This window comes from Microbacterium sp. 1S1 (genome assembly GCF_008271365.1).
Lineage (GTDB): Bacteria > Actinomycetota > Actinomycetes > Actinomycetales > Microbacteriaceae > Microbacterium.
This window is the reverse complement of sequence record NZ_CP043430.1, coordinates 249,661-268,666: the sequence shown is the minus strand read 5'-3', so window position 1 is coordinate 268,666 and position 19,006 is coordinate 249,661. Positions and strand designations below refer to the sequence as shown.

Here is a 19,006-nt window from a genome sequence, read left to right as displayed (position 1 = left end):
CGGGGGAGCCGTGTTCAGTCGATGTCGAGGATGCGGTCGTTGAGGTCGGCGGCGTCGGTGTCCCAGAGCCCGAGGAGACGGGTGGCGAGCGCTTCGGGATCGAGCGCCCTCGCCCGGAACACGACCGCGGCTGCACGCAACGGCTCCTCGGACTCACGTGCCGCCTTGGCGTAGCCCTGCGCGACCGCGCGCGTCCAGGCCTCGCTCGCCGCTTTGACCGCCGCATAGTTCGCGCCGCCGGCGAGGGGGCGGGCGACCGCGGTGGAGGAGACGATCGCGAACCGGCCTGCCGACGAGCGGCGCAGGGCGCCGTCGAAGGCCCGACTCGTCGCCCGCACGGCCTCGAGCGCCGGGAGCAGCGCGGCGAAGTCGTCGTCGCTCTGGCCCGCGAGCCCGCCGCCTCCTCGCCAGCCGCCGACGAGAGGCACCACGGCATCGACCGCGCCACACCGTCGGGCGAGCGCCGTCATATCGTCGAGCGACGTCGCATCGGCGACCTCGATCGCCGCACCCGCCTCGGCCAGCGGACGGAGCCGTTCGGCCGAGCGCCCGGTGGCGATCACCCGCGCCCCGGCGTCGCGCAGCGCCCTCGTCGCCACCAGCCCGGCCGTGCTCGTCGCCCCCGCCAGCACGACCACCCGGTCGCGGGCCCCTCGGCTCGTCGGAGTGGTCATGCGGTGTCCTCTCGGTCGGAGATGCCTCTGCGGCCGGACCCGGGATCCGGGTCTCCGGCCGCAGAGGTGGTGCGCCCCAGCGTCACAGCGCCAGCGGTGCGGATCAGTCGTCCGTACCGCGAATGCCGACCGTCGACTCGATGACCGGCTTCATCTTCTTGTCGAGCGTCTCGAAGAACATCGACAGCGGGAACTCGTCGTCCAGGACCGCGTCGGTGTAGCCCTTCGGAGCTCCGGCGAGGATCTCGTCCGACAGGCCGCGGGCCCACTGCGACGCGGGGTGCGGTGTCAGCGTGCCGCGGACCAGGTCATACGCGGCGAGCCAGTGCGCGACCTTGGGGCGGTCGATGGAGTGCCAGTACAGGTCGTCGATCGCGTCACCGAGGGCCACGACGGCGTCCGGCACGTTCTCCCAGTCGAAGGCGAGGGCCGTGTCGGTCCAGTGCAGTACACCGCGCTGGTGCAGCCACGCGAAGAGCAGCTGGCCGCCCACCGCGTCGTAGTTGCGAACGCGCGTGCCGGTGATGGCGAAGCGGAAGATGCGGTCGAAGATCACGGCGTACTGCACGAGATGCGCGTACTCGTGCATCTCCCGCTCCGTCTCCGTCAGCTCCTCGCCCGCGGCGATCCGGGCGTCCAGCGCGCGCTCGATCTTGACCGACTCGCGGAAGGCCGTCATGTCGCAGCGCATCTCCTCCAGCGAGTAGAGGAAGAACGGCATCCGCTGCTTGATCATGAACGGGTCGAAGGGCAGGTCTCCGCGCATGTGGGTGCGGTCGTGGATGATGTCCCACATCACGAAGGTCTTCTCGGCGACCTCCTGGTCCTCCAGCATCGCGGCAGCGCGCTCGGGGAGGTCGAGGTTGGTGATCTCCGAGGCTGCGCGGACCACGCGGCGATAGCGGGCGGCCTCCCGGTCCTGGAAGATCGCACCCCACGTGAAGGTCGGGATCTCGCGCATTGCGACGGTCTCCGGGAAGAGCACGGCGGAGTTCGTGTCGTAGCCCGGGGTGAAGTCGACGAGTCGCAGCGAGACGAAGAGCTTGTTGCCGTAGTCGCCCGCCTCGAGCGCCGCGATGAACTCCGGCCAGATCGTCTCGACGATGAGGGCCTCGACCAGGCGGTCGCTCGAGCCGTTCTGCGTGTACATCGGGAAGACCACGAGGTGCCGGATGCCGTCGATGCGGTGCTGCTGCGGCTGGAACGCGACGAGCGAGTCGAGGAAGTCCGGCACGCCGAAGTCCTCCGACACCCAGCGTTCGAAGTCGGCGACCGACGCGGTCAGGTACTCGGCATCGTGGGGGAACGCCGGGGCGAGCGCCCTGATCGCGGCGGTGATCTCGCCGACGAGCGCGGTCGCCTTCTCTCGGGTCTCCGAGCTGGTGGACGCGTCAGGGATCGAGCCGTCCTTGATCTGCATCTCGCGGAGGGCGATCGCGGCCCGCTTGAGCTGCGCCCACGCGGCGGAGCTTTCCGCGATGGACGCGTCCTCGACGACCTCGGGTTCGCCGACGACGGCCTGGACAGCGGAACTGTTGGCGGAAACGAGGGACATCGGAACCTCCGATCGCAGTGAAAAGCGGAAAGATTCCGGTGATAACGGAATCCTGACGATAATCTTACAGCCATGGATGATTCTGTCGACCGCGCGATCCTGGCAGCCATCTCCCGTGACGGGAGGGCGACCCTGTCGCAGCTCTCCGAGGCCGTCGGGCTGTCCGTCTCGGCCGTGCAGTCCCGGCTGCGGCGGCTGGAGACACGCGGCGTCATCGCCGGCTATCGGGCCCTTCTCGACCCCGAGCAGGTGGGGACTCCGCTGTCCGCCTTCATCGAGATCACACCCCTCGACCCCGCGCAGCCCGACAACGCCCCCGAGCTCCTCGAGCACCTGGACGCGATCGAGGCCTGCCACTCCATCGCCGGTGACGCGAGCTACATGCTCTTCGTCCGCGTCCCCACCCCGCGCGACCTGGAGCAGCTCGTCCGCGATGTCCGTCTCGCGGCGAACGTGAGCACCCGGACGACCGTGGTCCTGCAGACCTACTACGAACACCGCCCCATCATTCCCGTCGCGACCACCGACTGAGCGGGCGCCTCAGAGCATCGCCCCGACGAGGGCCTCCCCGAGCGGTGTGCGCAGGTGCTGCATCCGGGAGCCGTCGCGCTCTCTCGCGACCAGCCCCGCCTCCCGCAGCACGGTCAGGTGGTGCGAGGCGGTCGATACCGCGAGGCCGGATTCCGCCGCGACCTCCGAGGTCGTGCGCGGGGCCCCTGCCGTGAGGAGGATCCCGGCGCGCGCGGGGCCGAGCAGGGCACTCAGTGCCGCGACCGTCTCGGTGGCCTCGCGAGCCCACCCCGCAGTCACACCTCGCGCCGGGTAGAACAGGGTCGGTTGGGCGGGCGGCTCGGTGAGGACCATGCACCCCCACGACGACAAGACGGAGGGCACCAGCACGAGCCCGCTTCCCCGGCAGTCGACGTGCTCGCTGTGCCGGCGGAGCGAGACCTGGACGGCGCCGGCGCCCCAGGACACCTGGGGGTGCAGCTCGTCCGCCATCCCCGCGATGCCCATCGTCGCGATGGCCCGGGCGCGGACCGCGATGTCCGCTCGGAGGAGACGCTCCAACTGCGGCCAGGCGGGCGCCATCGCGGCGTCCCACACCTCTGACCAGGCGTCGGCGATCATCGCGCGCGTCCGCCGTGGACGCTCGAGCAGGTCGCGAAGAGTGCGCCGCTGAACGCCGGTCGACCGGTGGATCCGCTTGCCGAGGTCGACCACAAGCGGATCGAGCGCGGTCTCCCGCAGTGCGGCGAGCTCGGCCTCGGGGGTGAGGTCACCGCGTGGCGTGCTCGTGAGGAAATCCGGGAGGTAGCCGTCGTCGCCGATCACCGTCGCGAGGAGCGCGAACGCCGCGCGCGGCAGTCCCTCTCGTGCCGTGCGGAGCCACCCCCACTGCAGGGGATGGGCGGCGGGGCGGAGCAGGACGCGGACCGCGTGCGCGAGCTCGTGGCCGGGAGAGATGCCGAACCGCACGGCCTGGATGTCGCCGGCGCTGAGGTGGAACTCGACGCGGTGATCCGGATCGTCGACGCCTTCGACGGGCGGAGTGTTTCGATCCACGTCGAAACTCTAGGAGGACGAGCCCCGTGCTGTCGAGACTGGGGGCATGAACAACTCCGCAGCTTCCGCCCTCGTCCCGGGAGGCGCGATCCGCATCGGTTCCGGGAACAGCCGTCGGTTCGTCGGTGCCGACCACGGGGCCGCCGTGTCGTACTTCTTCGTCGAGAACCACCCGGGCGAGGGGCCGGGGCTGCACTGGCACCCCTACTCTGAGACCTGGGTCGTGCTCGAAGGCACCGTGCGCATGCGGATCGGCGATGACGAGCTCGTCGCACGAGCCGGCGACACCGCCACGGCGCCCGCCTTCACGCCCCACGGCTTCACGAACGCGGGCGAGGGGCTCCTCCGGATCCTCTGCATCCACGCGTCCGCCACGATCATCCAGACATTCCTCGACGAGCACTGAGAGCGGAGAAGACCATGTCCTTCCAGGCGTACCTCGACAAGGTCGAGGCTCAGACGGGCCTCACGCCGCGGCAGTTCATCGACCTCGCGCGCGAGCATGGGTTCGACGAGAACACGAAGTCCACCGTGGTCCTGAACTGGCTGAAGCAGGAGTACGGCCTCGGTCACGGCCACGCGCAGGCGATGGTGCACGTCATCCTCAAGGGGCCCAAGATCAGCGACAAGCACGTCGGCAAGGCGGGTGCGCATGGCGACGTCTCCGACACCCTCTGGCTCGACGGCAGGGACAGCAACCCCCACCGCTGATCTCGGCGCATCGCCGCGACGACTAGGATTCCGTGGGTGGCAGCTTCCTCCCAGCGCAAGAAGAAGAGCGGTCGGCGCACTCCGCCGCGCACCAGCGGCAACCCGGCCAAGCGGCCCGTCGTGGAAGCCGCTCCGGTGACTGCCGCCGACTGGATCGGCGCCGCCCGCCTGCGCACGCTGCCTCTCGCGGTCGCTCCTGTCGTCATCGGCACCGGAGCCGCGCGCAGCACGGGCCCGGAGTTCCACTGGGTGATCGCGCTCGCCTGTCTGGCTGTCGCCGTCCTGCTGCAGATCGGCGTGAACTTCACGAACGATTACAGCGACGGTATCCGCGGCACGGACGCGCATCGGGTGGGTCCCGCCCGGCTCACCGCGTCCGGACGGGTGAAGCCGCGCACGGTGCTCATCATCGGCCTCGTGTTCTTCGCGGTCGCCGCGGCGGTGGGGATCGCGATCGTCGTGCGCACCGGCCAGTGGTGGATGCTCGCCGTGGGGGCCGCCTGCATCGTCGCCGCCTGGTTCTACACGGGCGGCAAGAGGCCGTACGGCTACTACGGCCTCGGCGAGGTGTTCGTCTTCGTGTTCTTCGGGCTGGTCGCCACTCTCGGCACCACCTGGGTGCAGGTCTTCCAGCTCCCGCAGCAGGCCTGGCTCGGCGCGGTCGCCGCCGGGTTGTTCGCCTGCGCGGTCCTCCTCGCCAACAACCTCCGTGACATCGACCAGGACCGCGCGGTCGGCAAGCGCACTCTGACGGTGCTCATCGGACGTCGCGCCACCCAGGTGCTCTTCACCCTCTTCGTGCTCGTGCCGTTCGGGATCGCCGTGTTCCTCGCGCTGCTGTTCCCGATCGCCTGGATCTCGCTGCTCGCGCTCCTTGCCGGCCTTCCCGCGATCGTCATCGTCTGGACGTACCGTCAGCCGAAGGAGCTCGTCATCGCGCTCGCCTTGACCTCCTTGACCTCGCTGCTGTACGCCGGAGCCCTCTTCTGGGCCTTCGCCGGCTGACCGCTGGTCCGTCTCCCGCCGTCTCGTCGCGCCGCGCACAACTCCGGAGATCAGGACCGACACTCCGCCGCGACACCCTCGTCCCCGGCGTGTCGTCCGGCATCTCCGAAGTTGTGCCCCGGGTCGCGTCGCAGGCGGACCGGAATGGCGGGGGAACCTATGTCTTGGCCGAGAGTTTCAAGACGGAGGCCAACAATGTGTCGGCCACCCCTGGTCTCCCGTGTCGAGCGCAACTTCGGAGACGGCGGACGACAGGCCGTGGTGCAGGGCGTGCCGACGGCGTGCCGCGACGGACCTCCGAAGTCGTGCGCGGGGGCAGCGATCAGGGGCGGTCGTCGGGGGCGCGCTCGACCAGCTCGTCCTCGGCGTCGGCGTCGGCCTGCCGGCCGGACACCTTGCCCTGTCGGCGCTCGTGCAGGCGCGCGGAAGCGTCGGAGAGCGGCGTTCGGAGGAAGAGCATCGAGATGCTCGCGCCGATGAGGGCGGCGAAGATCGCGGCGAGCCACCAGAACTCACGGAAGATCGGGAAGAAGAACCACAGGATGCCGAGCGGGACGAGGAACGCCAGGAGGCGCAGCACGGTGTAGACGAGGAGAGGGGCGGGCTTCTTCACCCCCTCAGTCTACGTTCGCGGGGCCGTGCTCCCGCCGGGAGTCCGGTCGCGCCGGAGGCCGAGGGCCGCGAACGGAATGCCGCGCACGACGCGTCGCCACGGGTGCTCGCCCAGGGTCCACAGCAGCTCCCCGTCCGGATCGAGAGCCAGGTCCTCGCAGCCGATCGGCAGGGCGACGGGGTGTCGGACGAGCGCGTCCCGTGCCCCGCTCCAGAGCACGCCGGGGCGGAGGTGGTCGGACTGCGACACGAGATAGCGGTCGCCCCACCGCACGGCCCCCTGCATGTGTCGGATCCCGGGTGTGAAACGCTCGACCTCGACGAAGTCGCCGTCGGGCCCCTCCGGGACGGTGAACTCGCCGACGAGCCCGGAGTCGTGCCCCCGATACTCGCCGATGAGGACCCGGGGCAGCGGGTTCCCCGCGGCGTCGAACACCCGGCTGAGGAACGAGCAGCGAAGGGCGACGGTGTGCTGGCGGGTGCGCGTCGCGACGACGATCGCACGCCGGTCACGACGGCGTCGTCCGCCCAGCACCCGCTGCGCGTCGACCCCGCGCAGCCGCCGGAGGGCCCCGAGGTCGAACTCCCAGATGCCCTGCCCCGTCGCTGCGGCGAACAGGCGATCGCCGATCCAGGCGAGCCCGCCGGCGTGGATCGGCGCCGGCTGAAGAGCGCCGGTCTCGTCGGCGACCGCCAGCACGATGTCGAAGCGGCGGCCGCGCTCCCGGTCCACGAGTGTCACCCGCGACGCGAGGTGGCGCCCCGACCGGTCCTGGCGGAACCAGCTCACCGCGACGGCGCGCCGTCCACGTCGCTCCCCGATGTCGATGCCCTGCGGATACCAGCGCTGCGTCCACGCGCGCGCGGTGGCCCAGTACAGGTCGATCCCGCCGGCTCGCCGGCGCCGGTGGATGAGACCCCCCATCGTCCTCCACGGCCAGCGCATCCCCCCATCGTCGCTGATGCGCGCGGGCGGCGCGAATTTCCACGGATTGGCCTAGGCCGATTCGCGAGATCGAAAGGACGGTTGTATCGTGTTACGTGTTGAGTGACGAGCTTCATGGAGTCGCGCTCGACGACACCTCGTGGGTCGCTGGTGGGGGCCAGTACTTCCGCGGGGTGGCCGTCGCCTCAGGGTGACGGTTCACCGGATGTTCGCATCCGGCAGTGCAACGCACTGGGGGTGTGGCTCGTTCGGGTGCGGGCCACACCTCAGCGCCCCCGTGGAACGGTCACCGGGCGTTCACCGCACGGTCTCCGGCCGGCCACCGGGGCCTGCCACGATGGCGAGCACACCGCCCACCCCGGGAGCTCTGTGCGCACGCCCCTCGTCACCGTCATCCTGCCCGCGAAGGACGCCGGCCCCTTCATCGGCACCACGCTGGAGACCCTCACCCGGCAGTTCGACGACCGTGCGGCGCTCAAGCTCGTGGCCATCGATGACGGCTCGGTCGACGACACCGGTGCGGTCATGACCCACTATGCCGCCCGCTTCCGCCATGCGGAGGTGCTGCGGAACCCCGAGCCCCGCGGGCTCGCGACGGCACGCAACCAGGGCCTCGCGCACGTCGAGGGCGAGGCGTTCTGCTTCGTCGACGGTGACGACTGGATGCAGCCGCAACGCCTCGCGGTCCTCGCTGCGCGGCTCCGGGAGCTCCGGTGCGATTTCGTGCGGACGGATCATGTCACCGTCACCGGGATGCGGCGCGCCCTCGTCCGTGCGCCGTACCCGTGGCGGGAAAGGGTCGCGTCACCGCGAGAGGCGATCCTCCCCGCCGACGAGCCGACGATGGTGGACTACCCCTACGCCTGGGCGGGGCTGTTGCACCGTGACGTCCTCGACCGCGGGCTCGCCGCGTTTCCGCCCGGGCTCTTCACCGCCGAGGACCGACCGTGGATCTGGCGACTGCACCTGGACGCGGCGTCGTTCGCGGTTGTCGACGCTCCGGCGCTGCTCTACCGGCGGGGCGTCGACACCTCGCTCACCCAGGTCCATGATCGGCGGCAGCTCGACTTCGCCACGGCGATGACGCAGGTGGTCGACCTCGTCCGCGACGATCGCGATGCTGAGCGGTTCCTCCCGAAGGCCGTGTGGACGGCGCTCGCGCTCAGTGCGCATCATCTCGTGCGCTCCCGGCGGATGCCCCCGGTCCTGCGCCGCGAGATGCGCGCCCGGATCCACGGGCTGCTACGCGCGCTCCCATCCGCGGAGGCCTCGGCAGTGCTCACGCGCCTCGACGGCCCGCGCCGCCGGGTCCTCGCCCGCAGCCTGCGGCGGACGGGGCATGCCGCGTGAGCCGGCTCTTCGTGCTGCACAGCGGATACGGGCTCGCGACGGCGGTCGCGGCTCTCGATGCGGGCCTCCTCGACCCACCAACGGACGGGCGTCGCTCGACCGTCGAGCACGTGCTCGTGCCGGTCACCTCGTCCCGGATCCCGGAGACGGTCCTCGGCATCGATGCAGACCCCGCCCTGCGTTCCCTGCGCGACAGGTTCGATCGCGTCGAGCCGCTGGTGGATGTGCTCGGTCCCGTGCATCCGAGCGGCTGGGAGCCGTCCGATGCGGACCTCCCCCTGCTGGGACGGCTGTTCGCGCGGGCGTGGAACCTCGATCCGCGGGACGTGGAGCTCCTCGTGCAGAGCCCCCAGGTCGCGCCCGCCCGCACGCTCCTCTCCCTGTTCCCGGAGGCGAGGGTGACGATCATCGGCGACGGACTGATGACGTACGCGCCGATGCGGGTGCGGCTGCCGCACACCGTCACGGCGCGGATCGACAGGGTCGTATACGCCGACGTCGTGCCGGGCGTCCACCCGCTCGTCGCGGCCCCGCACGCCACGCTCGTGCCGGTACCTCCCGGCCCCTTCGCGGCAGCACTGGGGGAGACGGACGAGGCCGAGCGGGGAACCCCCGCGGGACCAGCGACCGTGCTGGTGCTCGGGCAGTATCTCTCGGCGCTCGGCCTCATGACCGCGGCGGACGAGATCGGCCTCCAGCAGCGTCTCGTCGACCGGGCCGCCGCCGAGCGCCCGGAGCGGATCGTGTTCAAACCTCACCCGGCCGCACCGCCCCAACTCGCCGGCGCGGTGCGCGCCCACGCGGAGCGCCGCGGACTGTCGTTCGTGGAGGAGCGCGGCCGTCTTCCCGCCGAACTGCTCGCAGAGCGGCTCGACGCCCGAGCCGTGGTGGCGACGTTCTCCACCGCCCTGCCCACCGTGCGTACCCTGTTCGGGCGTCCCATCGGGGCCGCGGGCACGGCAGAGTTGCTCCGCACGCTCGCCCCGGTGGAGAACAGCAACCGCATCCCGCTGACGATCGTCGACGCGCTCACCCGGCCGCACTCGCCGTACGCCGAGCCGGATCGGCTGCAGCTCCTCGTGGATGCGGTGGGCTACACCATGCAGCCGGACATCGCCGGGCACCTCCGCGCGCGGGCGGAGGAGCTGCTCGGTGGCCTCGACGACGAGGAGCGCCGCCGATACTTCGCCCCGGCTCGGGTGACCGCTCTCGGACTGCCCGGGGCGGGCGCCCCCACCGGACCACGGAGCCTGCTGACCCCGCGAGGAGGGGTCGGGCGGATCGAGGAGTGGCGGCTCACCGCCGTGGGGGCCCGCCGGCGCGTCGGCCGCGCGTGGCGGGAGATCCGAGGACGATGACGAGGAGACACGACATGGCAGAGCGCACGCGGTCGGTGGCGATCATCCCGGCGCGGGGCGGATCGAAGCAGATCCCGCGGAAGAACCTCGAGCGCGTGGGCGGTGTCCCCCTCGTAGCCAGAGCCGTGCGCGCGGCGCACGCGGCGGCACGCATCGACCTCGTGGTCGTGTCGACCGACGACGACGAGATCGCGGCGGTCGCGGAGGCGGCGGGGGCGCGGGTGATCCGGCGTCCCGCGGAGCTCTCCGACGACACCGCGGCGTCGGAGGCGGCGATCCTGCACGCCCTGGACGAGCTCGAGCGGGACGGCGAGAGGTTCGAGGTCGTCGCCTTCCTGCAGGCCACGTCGCCTTTCCTCCCGAGCGCGGCGCTGTCCGACGCCGTGACCGAGGTGGCAGAGGGACGCGCCGACTGTGTGTTCTCCGCGGTCGAGACCTACGGCTTCCTCTGGCGTCGCCGCGCGGACGGCTCGGCCGAGGCGATCAATCACGAGGCCGAGCACCGGCCGAGGCGGCAGGACCGGGAGCCGCACCACCTGGAGACCGGGGCGTTCTACGTGATGCGGACCGAGGGCTTCCGCACCCACCGCCACCGGTTCTTCGGCCGGATCCGGATCGCCCCCGTGCCGGAGGACACCGCGATCGAGATCGACGACGCCGCGCAGCTCGAGGCCGCGCGCGCCCTGGCCGCTCTGCACGACCGACCGGAGCGCATTCCCGTCCGCGCCGTGGTCACCGACTTCGACGGCGTGCACACGGACGACACGGCGATCATCGACGCCGAGGGCGGAGAGCGGGTGCGGGTCAGTCGGGAGGACGGCATGGGCGTCTCGCTGCTGCGGCGGGCCGGAGTGCCGCTGCTCATCCTCTCCACCGAGGTGAACGCGGTCGTGCGCGCCCGGGCCGACAAGCTCCGCGTTCCCGTGCTGCACGGGATCGACGACAAGGAGTCCGCGCTGCGGCAGTGGGCAAGGACGCAGGACGTGCCTCTCGCCGACATCGCCTACCTCGGCAACGACGTCAACGATCTGCCGGCGATGCGGATCGTGGGCTGGCCGGTGTCCGTCGCGAACGCACACCCGCTCGTGCGTGCAGAGGCGAGGGTCGTGTTGCGGCGGCGCGGTGGCGAGGGCGCCGTTCGGGAACTCGTCGAGCGGGTGTTGTCGAGCTGACGGACCCTCGTAACCGCCCGGTCGGCCGGTGTTCACCCTCGGCCCGTAGTCAGGAAGGACGAGTGGAAGACCGTTCGACGACCGGAGGAATCATGACTGTCAGCATCGGATCACGAGTGATCGGCGGCGGCCGTCCGGCGTACGTCATCGCGGAGATCGGCCTCAACCACAACGGCGACGTCGAGATCGCCAAGCGCCTCATCGATGTCGCCGCCCGGGCCGGTGCCGACGCGGTGAAGTTCCAGAAGCGCACGCCCGAGATCTCCACGCCCGAGCACATGCGCGATGTGCCGCGGGAGACGCCGTGGGGGACGATGAGCTATCTCGACTACCGGCGTCGCGTGGAGTTCGGCCGTGACGAGTACGTCGAGATCGGTGACCACGCGACGATGCAGGGCCTGGACTGGTTCGCGTCGCCGTGGGACGTGCCGAGCGTCGCGTTCCTCGAAGACCTCAACGTCGTGGCGCACAAGGTCGCCTCGGCGAGCCTGACCGACACGGAACTGCTCCTGGCGCTGCGCGAGACCGGGAAGCCGGTGATCCTCTCCACGGGAATGTCGACCATGGAGCAGATCGACCGCGCGCTCGACACGCTCGGAACGGACCGGGTCGTCCTGATGCATGCGACCTCGACGTATCCGCTGGAGCCCGAGGAGGCGAACCTGCGAGTGATCGCAACCCTGCGCGACCGCTACCCCGGCATTCCGGTCGGATACTCGGGGCACGAGCGGGGGCTGCAGATCTCCCTCGCCGCGGTCGCGATGGGGGCTGTCGCCGTGGAGCGCCACATCACCCTGGACCGGACGATGTGGGGCTCCGACCACGCCGCGTCGCTGGAGCCCGGTGGTCTGGAGCACCTCGTCCGCGACATCCGGGTGATCGAGAGCGCGGTGGGCGACGGCGTCAAGCGCGTGTTCGACAGCGAACGGGCACCGATGGCCAAGCTCCGCCGCGTGCCGGCATGACCGACGGTGCCGGGATGCGGGTCGTCGCGATCGCGGACGCCGACTCCTTCGTGAAGTGGGCGGCCTCCCTGCTCGGGTCCGTGCCGGGTCTGCGTCCGCACCTCCTCCTGGTGCGCACGCCCCTGACCGTGAGCGCGTCCCAGGAGCGCGCGGCGCTGGCGGGTACCGGGTTCGGTGTCGACGACGTCACGCGGCTCGACGTCGACCGCGTGGCCGAGTGGCTGGAGACCCGGCGTCCCGACGTCGTGCTGCTCGCGGGCCGCGGGCCGTTCGTCCGACTGCTGGGTCGGGTCGTCGACGCGCTGCCGCACCGCCCCGTCACCGTCTCCGGGCTCCCCGGCATGGCGATCCCCGCCCAGCGCGGGGCACTCGACTACCGGCGTCACACCGATCTGCTGGTCCTGCACTCCCATCGGGAGCGCCGGGCCTTCTCGGAACTCGGGGAGCGCATCGGCGTGCCGATACCGCTCGCTCTCGCGACCCTCCCCTTCGCGCGGGGCCCGGAGCGGTGGGTCGGCAGCCGCCGCCGGGAGCCCGCAGAGGCAGCGGTGCACTCCGGCCGTGCCGGCGTGCTCGCCCTGGCCGACCGCCCGGGCGGCGCGGCGGCGGTCCGTCGTCCCGGCGCGACCGACATCGTCTTCGCCGCCCAGGCCCTCGTTCCCCGGCGCCCGGAGCACAGGGCGGAGATCGCCGCGATGCTCGTGCGCACCGCGGAGGCCGACCCGGCCCGCCGCGTCGTGGTGAAGCTGCGATCCCGCACGGGGGAGGCCGAGACCCACCTCGACCGTGACCCGTACACCCGCCTCCTCGCGGGCGGGCGTCCTGCGAACCTCGTCTTCTCGCACGCTCCCATGGCGACCGCGCTCGAGACGGCGGCCGGGCTGGTGACGGTGAGCTCGACCGCCGCCATCGAGGCGCTGGCGCACGGGGTGCCCGTGATCGCGCTCGACCGCTTCGGCGTGCACAAGAGCCTGCTCAACACGGTGTTCGTCGGCAGCGGTCTGCTCGGCGGTGCCGGTGAGGTCGTCTCCGCGCGGTTCCGTCACCCGCACCCGGCGTGGTTACGGGACAACTACTTCCACCCCGAGGCGGAGTCGGACTGGTGGGATCGCGTACAGGAGCTCGTGGCGCTCCGCCGGGCCGGAGCCCTCCCGCACCGGAAGGTGCCGGCGGCTCGCGGTGGGGCGTGGCACGAGGCCTGGCACCGCGCGAGCGTGCTCGGCCGCGCGGACCGAACGCTGACCGGGCGCCTCGCGCTCGCCGCCGGTGTCCCAGCCACGCGCGCGCTCTCGGCCCTGCGCGCAGAACGCCGCCGGACCGGCCCGAACACGTGGGCCGATCCGACGACGGACTACACGCTGGAACCGAACCCGTTCCGGGACTCGATCCGCCGGTGAAGCGGGGGAGCGCCGGTCAGACCGTGCGCCAGTCGTGGCTCTGGATCGCCGCACCCGCCTGCGGGCCCATCTGCAGCATCCCGCCGTCGATCACGACCGACGCTCCGGAGATGTAGGCGGCCTCGGGCGATGCCAGGAAGGCGATCAGAGCGGCGACCTCGCGGGCGTCGCCGGGGCGTCCGAGCGGGATTCCCGGACGGTCCTCGGCATGCGGGTCCGTATCGGTCTGTCCCGTCATCGGGGTCGCGATCTCGCCCGGAGCGACGCTCACCGCACTGATGCCGTACCGGCCCAGCTCGAGGGCGAGGTTCTTCATGAGGCCGCCGAGGCCGTGCTTGGCGGTGTCGTAGGCGCTGGCCCCCACCATCGGCTGGTGCTCGTGCACGCTCGTCACGGCGATGAGTCGTCCCCCGTGCCCTGCGGTCACCATCGAGCGGGCCGCTCGCTGGAGACAGACGAAGGCGCCCGTGAGGTCGGTGTCGAGCACCCGGTTCCACTCGTCGAGAGTGACATCGAGGAACGGGGTCTGCAGTCCGGCCCCGGCGTTGTTGACGAACACGTCGACGCCGCCGAGCTCGGCGATCAGACCGTCGATCACGTCGCCGCAGGCCGGGATGTCGGACACGTCGAGTTGCGCGACGACCGCGCGGGCACCATGACTGCGCACCTCGTCCGCGGTCTGCTGGGCGCCGGCCTCATCACGGTGCCACGTGATGCCGACGTCGATGCCTGCGGCGGCGAGGGCCACGGCGGTCGCCCGGCCGATCCCGGAGTCCGCCCCGGTCACGATGGCTCGCCGGGCCTCGGCCTCCAGCCGGGCCTGCGGCTCACCGGCCTCCGCCATCGGCGTCGGGGTCTTGTCGTTGTGCTGGGATTCGGACATGTCGGCCTCCTGGTCGGGCGTCATCGGTGCGAGCGACGGTACGGCGACCCTTCCGGGAGGTCGAACCGGTTGACGACACGGCGCCCCGGCGCTAGCGGTTCCCGTCATGCGGCGACGCACAGTGTCACCCCGCGGAACCGTCCTGGCGGGGACGATCACGGCCGGGTAGCGTCATCCCCATCGCGGCGATCCGGGCGGTCCCGGGCCCCGGCTCATATCCGGAGGCGTTGCGGGTTCGACTCCCGCCGTCGCGTCCATTCGGCCTCCTCGCCCGCTCATCCCGGATGATGGACGTATGCCTTCCGCCCCTCGCCCCGGACTCCGGGTCTCCGCAGGGCTGACGATCCCGGAGGCCGAGCTGTCGTGGCGGTTCTCGCGATCGTCGGGGCCGGGAGGGCAGGGCGTGAACACCACGGACTCCCGGGTGGAGCTGGTGTGGGACGCCGCGAACTCCGCGGCCTTGTCGCCGACGCAGCGTGACCGGCTCCGCGAGCGGCTCGGTGGCCGGCTGGTCGACGGCGTGCTGACGGTCGCCGCGTCCGAGCACCGCGCACAGCTGCGCAATCGGGAGGCCGCCCGGGAACGGCTCGCCGCCCTCGTCGCCGAGGCGGTGCGTCCGCCGGCGCCAGCCCGTCGGGCGACGAAGCCCAGTCGAGGGTCGAAGGAGCGGCGGCTGACGGCGAAGCATCGCCGCACGGACGTCAAGACCCTGCGTCGGCGCCCGCGCGAGGACTGACGTCGGAGGGCGCCCCGTCGCCTCGGGGACCGGTGAGCCGCTCCTCGATCGGAGCCCAGCCGTGTTCGAGGAGCGCCGATCCGGCATCCAGCACGCCTTGCTGGTCGTCACTCTCGGTGACGAGGATCTGCATCTGGAGGACGAATCGCGCGTACACGCGGATCTCGGGCGTCGGGGCGGGGATACCGAGCTCGTCGGCGATGGCGTCCGCGAGCGCGTCCTCGTGGCGCAGCCACATCTTCGAGGCGTAGTCGCGGAGCGCCGGCGTCTCGGTCAGGAAGCGCAGGAAGACACGGGCGACGTCGTCGCCGTGCTCGTCGAGGTTGGCGCCGATCTCGGTGGCATAGAAGTCGTGGATGGCCCGGTTGATCGTCACGCCGGCCGGGCGGTCGCGCACAGCCGAGACGAGGCGGTCGCGCTGCTCGTCGTCCTCGTCGAAGACGAGCGCCTCCTTCTGCGGGAAATGGGCGAAGACCGTCGTGGGGGAGACGTCGGCGGCGTCGGCGACCTCGCGGATGCTGACGTTGTCGAATCCGCGCTCCAGGAACATCCGCGTGGCCACGTCGGAGATGTTCTTGCGGGTCGCGGCCTTCTTGCGCTCGCGGCGGCCCAGCGGTGGGGGCGTCGTCATGCCGCCAGCCTAGCGCGCACTCGACGCAAACGTGTATTGACACCAAAACTGGTATCGCTACACTTTCGGTATGACTTCACTCCACCGTCCCGTCCGCGGCGCCGGCCGCGCCTGGATCATGCTCGTCGTGCTGACGATGCTCACGGTCATCGGCATGACCGTCGTTCTCCCCGTGTTGCCGTTCGTCGTGCTGCAGTACGTCACGCACGAGCGCGACCTCGCCCTGTGGGTGGGCGTCCTGGAAGCGGTCAACGGCCTGTGCGCCTTCCTCGCCGCGCCGCTCCTCGGGCGGCTCTCCGACCGGTTCGGACGGCGGCCCGTCATCATCGTCGCGGCGTTCGGTGCCGCCCTCTCCATGGCGCTGTTCGGGCTGAGCGGGGCGATCTGGGTCCTCGTGCTCGCCCGCGTCATCCAGGGGCTGACGGCGGGAGACCTCCCGGCGCTGTTCGCCTACCTCGCCGACATCACACCGCCCGAGAAGCGAGCCCAGCGCTTCGGTCTCCTGGGTGCGCTCACCGGCATCGGCACCATGATCGGCCCGGCGATCGGCGGCCTCCTCGCCGCGATCGATCTGCGCCTCCCCGTCTTCCTCACGGCAGCCGTCGGCCTCACGATCGCGATCCTCAGCATCTTCCTGCTACCTGAGAGCCTGCGACCGGAGAACCGCATCACCCGCATCGCCCTGCGGGACATCCAGCCGTTCGGGGTGTTCCGGACCGCGTTCCGTCGTCCCGAGCTGCGGGGGCTCATGATCGCGTTCGGACTGCTCGCGCTGCCGTTCGGGTTCTTCGTTAACAACTTCAGCGTGCTCGCCCTGGACGCCATCCAGTGGGGGCCGACGCAGATCGGCCTGCTCACGGCCGGCGTCGGCATCATCGACATCCTCATCCAGGGCGTGCTGCTCGGCTTCCTTCTGCCGCGGCTGGGGGAGCGCGGCGTGATCGTGAGTGCGGTCGTCGCGCAGGCGATCGGACTCGCCGGACTCGCCGTGGTGGCGTCGCTGCTCGCCCAGCCGTGGCTCTTCATCCTCGGGGCGCTCCTGCTCGCCGCCGGTCAGGGTGCTGCCCAGGCCGCGATGGACGGAGCGATGTCCAATGCCGTCGGCGATGACGAGCAGGGGTGGCTCGGAGGTGCCACGCAGTCCCTCAACGCCGCGATGAGCACGGTCGCACCGGTGATCGCTGCCGTCCTGTATACCGCCGTCAGCCACGCCGCCCCCTACTGGCTCGGCGTCGGCATCATGGTCGTCGCGGCGATCGTGGTCGCCAGGGCGCACATCGCGAACACGGCGAAGCGTCCCGCCGCGGCGGTACCCGGCGCGTTCGTCGAGACGCCGGGCTGACCTGTCGAGTCTCAGCGCTCGCCGCGGACGAGCTCCATCCCGGCGCCCGCGAACTGCCGCAGCGTGGCGTCGGGGAGGAAGGCTCGGGTGAGCGCACCGCCGATCCGGGTGAGGTCGCTCTCGTCGCGGAAGAGGAGGTACATGGTCTCGTAGCGAGGGTGGAACTTCTCCTTGAAGCGGTGTAGCGACCGGAAGCCGTAGACCGGCTCCAGCGCGCCGGCCAGCCGGTCGCTCAGCGCGGCGATGACCCCCGCGTCCGGCGGGTAGTCATGCGCGAGGGGCGCCCCCGAGAGCGACATGAACTCCGCGCCCTCCTCGGAGAATCGTTTCGCGGAGGAGCCGATCAGGTACTCCATCACCGGCCCGAAGCCGCCCTCGCGGCGCCGCATGAGGTCGAGCGTCCAGCCGCGGACCACCCCGCCCTCCCCGTACACGGGCAGCCAGGACAGGAAGCCGTCGACGTCGCCGTTCGGAGCGATCGCCAGGGCGAGCCGGACCTCGGGGTCCTCCGCCTCCTCCAGGGTCCCGAGCGTGAACCGCATCTCCGGGAGGTCCTTGTCGCCGACCCACGCTTCGGAGATCGCGCGGAGCTGCTGTTGCACGGCCCACGTCTCGGCCGACAGGTGGGTCAGGCGGAAGGTCATGTCCTCCCGTCCCGCGCGGTTGAGCGACGTCCGCACCGGGCCCCAGCGCTTGCCGGTGAAGGTGAGGCCGGGGAGGTCGACGATCGTGTCATCGGCCACGACGAGGCTGCGCCAGGTCTCGGGCACCGCCGCCCTCGTCGCCTCGTCCGCGCTGAAGAAGCACGGCACGAGGCCGGCGTCCTCCGCTGTTCGGATGAAGTCCCGCACGGCCGCCGCACGAGACTCCGCCGGACCGATCGGGTCGGCGAGGGCCAGCGCGACGCCGTTCCGGCGTTGGTAGGCGACGATCCCGCCGTCCACGCGGGCGTAGCCGTTTCCCTCCCACGTCGTCATCCAGGAGAGGGTGCCCCCACCATGTGCGCGCAGCTCCCGGCGGAGTTCGTCGACCGTCGGCGCCGGCTGTCGGCCGAGCCTCGTCGAACGCCGGGCACGGAAGGCGCGGCGCACCGCAACGAGGTACACCAGCACCAGCGCCCAGAGCACGCCCGTGGCGAGCGTGAGCTCGGTCTCCGCGTCGATCACCGTCTCGAGCTGGGCTTCGCTCGTGAGGATGATGAGGACCAGGACCAGGGTGGCGGCGAGCACGTTGAGGGGACCGAGGATGACGGCGACCACCCATGCCCATCGGCGACCGCGCCGCAGCCCGTTCGCGATGAATAGGATCACCGCGACGTCGATCGCCGTGTCGATGAATCCGCCGGACGCCGGATCCGTGGGGCCGAACGGGCCGTCCGTCGGCACGAGGACCGTGATGACCTCGATGGTCACGAGTGTGAGCACCGCCATCACGGCGATCAGCCGCTGCTCCCGCACGGTCGTGTGTCGCACCCGGAGGCTCCGGTCGACGAAGAGGATGAGCAAGACCGCGAACAAGTGCTCCAGATCGGCGAGCTTGCCCCAGAACATCATCGCCACGAACACGAATCCGAGCAGCACGAGCCAGGCGCGCACGCGCCACGGCGGGCGGAACAGCCCGACGGCGGCGGCGATGCAGGCCATGGTTCCGCCGGACGCCCCGACGTCGAGGGCCTGCGCCTGGGCCTGTGCCCAGGCCCACGGAAGCTGTGACACCAGCAGCAGGAACAGGGCGGTGGCGAAAATCGCGAAGAGCTGTCCGACCGTGAAGTAGGCGATCGCGACACGGGTCCCGCGGCGGTGCTCCAGGAAGCCCATGCCCCAGAACCCGGCGATGGTGAAGAGGTACACCCATGGCTCGTTGACGAAGAAGGTGCCCGTGACGGGCGTCCACCACCGCCCCTCCGCGAGATTGGGCAGACCGTAGGCGACGGCCGGGAAGAGGGCCGAGTCCTCGAACGGGCGCCAGAGGCCCTGACCGACGATGCCGACCACGAGGATCGTCCCGATCAGCGTGAGGGTGGCCGGTGTGGTGCGGAGCGCCGCGAGCACCAGGCGGGTCGGCGAGGGGCGCTCCGTGGTCATGCGCTCAGCGTAGAGGTGG

19 protein-coding genes and 1 tRNA gene are annotated in these 19,006 nt (G+C 71.4%); 12 read left to right on the top strand and 8 right to left on the bottom strand.

Annotation, left to right across the window (positions count from 1 at the left end; translation table 11 throughout):
* Positions 1-14: 14 nt before the first annotated feature.
* Positions 15-674, bottom strand: a complete 660-nt coding sequence (locus FY549_RS01410; protein WP_149083496.1) for an SDR family NAD(P)-dependent oxidoreductase — start codon at positions 672-674, stop codon at positions 15-17.
* Positions 675-777: 103 nt separating this feature from the next.
* Entirely contained in the window at positions 778-2,229 is a 1,452-nt protein-coding gene (locus FY549_RS01405; RefSeq protein WP_149083495.1) for a DUF6421 family protein, read from the bottom strand.
* A 72-nt stretch (positions 2,230-2,301) separates the two neighbouring features.
* On the opposite strand from FY549_RS01405, the gene FY549_RS01400 reads away from it, so the two are divergent.
* Positions 2,302-2,760, top strand: coding sequence for an Lrp/AsnC family transcriptional regulator (locus FY549_RS01400; protein ID WP_149083494.1), 459 nt, complete (start codon positions 2,302-2,304; stop codon positions 2,758-2,760).
* 9 nt (positions 2,761-2,769) lie between these two features.
* Here the strand turns inward: FY549_RS01400 and FY549_RS01395 are convergent, their stop codons facing one another.
* A complete protein-coding gene (locus tag FY549_RS01395) occupies positions 2,770-3,795 on the bottom strand; it encodes an ArsR/SmtB family transcription factor (RefSeq protein ID WP_149083493.1) in 1,026 nt (341 codons plus the stop codon).
* Positions 3,796-3,841: 46 nt separating this feature from the next.
* Between FY549_RS01395 and FY549_RS01390 the strand changes: the two genes are divergently transcribed.
* Genes FY549_RS01390 through FY549_RS01380 form a run of 3 tightly spaced genes read left to right on the top strand, consistent with a single transcriptional unit; the run spans position 3,842 to position 5,511 of the window.
* The gene (locus tag FY549_RS01390) at positions 3,842-4,201 is read left to right on the top strand and encodes a cupin domain-containing protein (protein ID WP_149083492.1); all 360 of its coding nucleotides are present in this window, start codon (positions 3,842-3,844) and stop codon (positions 4,199-4,201) included.
* 14 nt (positions 4,202-4,215) lie between these two features.
* Positions 4,216-4,506 carry a DUF4287 domain-containing protein gene (locus FY549_RS01385; RefSeq protein ID WP_149083491.1) on the top strand — a complete coding sequence of 97 codons (291 nt, stop codon included), beginning with the start codon at positions 4,216-4,218 and terminating at the stop codon, positions 4,504-4,506.
* A 36-nt stretch (positions 4,507-4,542) separates the two neighbouring features.
* Positions 4,543-5,511, top strand: coding sequence for a 1,4-dihydroxy-2-naphthoate polyprenyltransferase (locus FY549_RS01380; protein ID WP_149083490.1), 969 nt, complete (start codon positions 4,543-4,545; stop codon positions 5,509-5,511).
* Between the two features lie 322 nt (positions 5,512-5,833).
* Here the strand turns inward: FY549_RS01380 and FY549_RS01375 are convergent, their stop codons facing one another.
* Together FY549_RS01375 and FY549_RS01370 are read right to left on the bottom strand one after the other, a co-directional pair.
* Complete coding sequence (locus FY549_RS01375; RefSeq protein ID WP_149083489.1) at positions 5,834-6,124, bottom strand: DUF4229 domain-containing protein; 291 nt, start codon at positions 6,122-6,124, stop codon at positions 5,834-5,836.
* A gap of 9 nt (positions 6,125-6,133) precedes the next feature.
* Complete coding sequence (locus FY549_RS01370; protein ID WP_149083488.1) at positions 6,134-7,069, bottom strand: hypothetical protein; 936 nt, start codon at positions 7,067-7,069, stop codon at positions 6,134-6,136.
* A 369-nt stretch (positions 7,070-7,438) separates the two neighbouring features.
* On the opposite strand from FY549_RS01370, the gene FY549_RS01365 reads away from it, so the two are divergent.
* The 5 genes from FY549_RS01365 to FY549_RS01345 all read left to right on the top strand — a co-directional run bounded on the left by FY549_RS01365 (position 7,439) and on the right by FY549_RS01345 (position 13,311).
* Entirely contained in the window at positions 7,439-8,419 is a 981-nt protein-coding gene (locus tag FY549_RS01365; protein WP_187614896.1) for a glycosyltransferase family 2 protein, read from the top strand.
* Complete coding sequence (locus FY549_RS01360) at positions 8,416-9,777, top strand: polysialyltransferase family glycosyltransferase (RefSeq protein WP_149083486.1); 1,362 nt, start codon at positions 8,416-8,418, stop codon at positions 9,775-9,777. The genes FY549_RS01365 and FY549_RS01360 overlap by 4 nt, the downstream gene beginning before the upstream one ends.
* A gap of 14 nt (positions 9,778-9,791) precedes the next feature.
* The gene (locus FY549_RS01355) at positions 9,792-10,949 is read left to right on the top strand and encodes an acylneuraminate cytidylyltransferase (RefSeq protein WP_149083485.1); all 1,158 of its coding nucleotides are present in this window, start codon (positions 9,792-9,794) and stop codon (positions 10,947-10,949) included.
* A 92-nt stretch (positions 10,950-11,041) separates the two neighbouring features.
* Positions 11,042-11,914 (top strand): N-acetylneuraminate synthase family protein, encoded by an 873-nt coding sequence (locus FY549_RS01350; RefSeq protein ID WP_149083484.1) that lies wholly within the window; start codon positions 11,042-11,044, stop codon positions 11,912-11,914.
* Complete coding sequence (locus FY549_RS01345; RefSeq protein ID WP_149083483.1) at positions 11,911-13,311, top strand: DUF6716 putative glycosyltransferase; 1,401 nt, start codon at positions 11,911-11,913, stop codon at positions 13,309-13,311. Before FY549_RS01350 ends, FY549_RS01345 begins: the two co-directional genes overlap by 4 nt.
* A 16-nt stretch (positions 13,312-13,327) precedes the next feature.
* Here FY549_RS01345 and FY549_RS01340 read toward each other — a convergent pair whose 3' ends face one another.
* Complete coding sequence (locus FY549_RS01340; protein ID WP_149085938.1) at positions 13,328-14,155, bottom strand: SDR family oxidoreductase; 828 nt, start codon at positions 14,153-14,155, stop codon at positions 13,328-13,330.
* A gap of 220 nt (positions 14,156-14,375) precedes the next feature.
* On the opposite strand from FY549_RS01340, the gene FY549_RS01335 reads away from it, so the two are divergent.
* Positions 14,376-14,451, top strand: a tRNA-Met gene (locus tag FY549_RS01335).
* 38 nt (positions 14,452-14,489) lie between these two features.
* A complete protein-coding gene (arfB, locus tag FY549_RS01330; RefSeq protein ID WP_149083482.1) occupies positions 14,490-14,930 on the top strand; it encodes an alternative ribosome rescue aminoacyl-tRNA hydrolase ArfB in 441 nt (146 codons plus the stop codon).
* Here the strand turns inward: arfB and FY549_RS01325 are convergent.
* A complete protein-coding gene (locus tag FY549_RS01325; RefSeq protein ID WP_149083481.1) occupies positions 14,896-15,561 on the bottom strand; it encodes a TetR/AcrR family transcriptional regulator in 666 nt (221 codons plus the stop codon). The genes arfB and FY549_RS01325 overlap by 35 nt on opposite strands.
* A 70-nt stretch (positions 15,562-15,631) precedes the next feature.
* Here FY549_RS01325 and FY549_RS01320 point away from each other — a divergent pair, with 70 nt between their 5' ends.
* Positions 15,632-16,903, top strand: coding sequence for an MFS transporter (locus tag FY549_RS01320; protein WP_200839005.1), 1,272 nt, complete (start codon positions 15,632-15,634; stop codon positions 16,901-16,903).
* Between the two features lie 11 nt (positions 16,904-16,914).
* Here FY549_RS01320 and FY549_RS01315 read toward each other — a convergent pair whose 3' ends face one another.
* Positions 16,915-18,987, bottom strand: a complete 2,073-nt coding sequence (locus FY549_RS01315; protein ID WP_149083480.1) for a bifunctional lysylphosphatidylglycerol flippase/synthetase MprF — start codon at positions 18,985-18,987, stop codon at positions 16,915-16,917.
* Positions 18,988-19,006: the final 19 nt, after the last annotated feature.

Excerpts from the sequence above, each read along its gene's own strand:
- FY549_RS01410 (WP_149083496.1), bottom strand. The coding sequence starts at position 674 with ATGACCACTCCGACGAGCCGAGGGGCCCGCGACCGGGTGGTCGTGCTG.
- FY549_RS01405 (WP_149083495.1), bottom strand. The coding sequence starts at position 2,229 with ATGTCCCTCGTTTCCGCCAACAGTTCCGCTGTCCAGGCCGTCGTCGGC.
- FY549_RS01400 (WP_149083494.1), top strand. The coding sequence starts at position 2,302 with ATGGATGATTCTGTCGACCGCGCGATCCTGGCAGCCATCTCCCGTGAC.
- FY549_RS01390 (WP_149083492.1), top strand. The coding sequence starts at position 3,842 with ATGAACAACTCCGCAGCTTCCGCCCTCGTCCCGGGAGGCGCGATCCGC.
- FY549_RS01385 (WP_149083491.1), top strand. The coding sequence starts at position 4,216 with ATGTCCTTCCAGGCGTACCTCGACAAGGTCGAGGCTCAGACGGGCCTC.
- FY549_RS01370 (WP_149083488.1), bottom strand. The coding sequence starts at position 7,069 with ATGCGCTGGCCGTGGAGGACGATGGGGGGTCTCATCCACCGGCGCCGG.
- FY549_RS01355 (WP_149083485.1), top strand. The coding sequence starts at position 9,792 with ATGGCAGAGCGCACGCGGTCGGTGGCGATCATCCCGGCGCGGGGCGGA.
- FY549_RS01350 (WP_149083484.1), top strand. The coding sequence starts at position 11,042 with ATGACTGTCAGCATCGGATCACGAGTGATCGGCGGCGGCCGTCCGGCG.
- FY549_RS01345 (WP_149083483.1), top strand. The coding sequence starts at position 11,911 with ATGACCGACGGTGCCGGGATGCGGGTCGTCGCGATCGCGGACGCCGAC.
- FY549_RS01340 (WP_149085938.1), bottom strand. The coding sequence starts at position 14,155 with ATGGCGGAGGCCGGTGAGCCGCAGGCCCGGCTGGAGGCCGAGGCCCGG.
- arfB (WP_149083482.1), top strand. The coding sequence starts at position 14,490 with ATGCCTTCCGCCCCTCGCCCCGGACTCCGGGTCTCCGCAGGGCTGACG.
- FY549_RS01325 (WP_149083481.1), bottom strand. The coding sequence starts at position 15,561 with ATGACGACGCCCCCACCGCTGGGCCGCCGCGAGCGCAAGAAGGCCGCG.
- FY549_RS01320 (WP_200839005.1), top strand. The coding sequence starts at position 15,632 with ATGACTTCACTCCACCGTCCCGTCCGCGGCGCCGGCCGCGCCTGGATC.
- FY549_RS01315 (WP_149083480.1), bottom strand. The coding sequence starts at position 18,987 with ATGACCACGGAGCGCCCCTCGCCGACCCGCCTGGTGCTCGCGGCGCTC.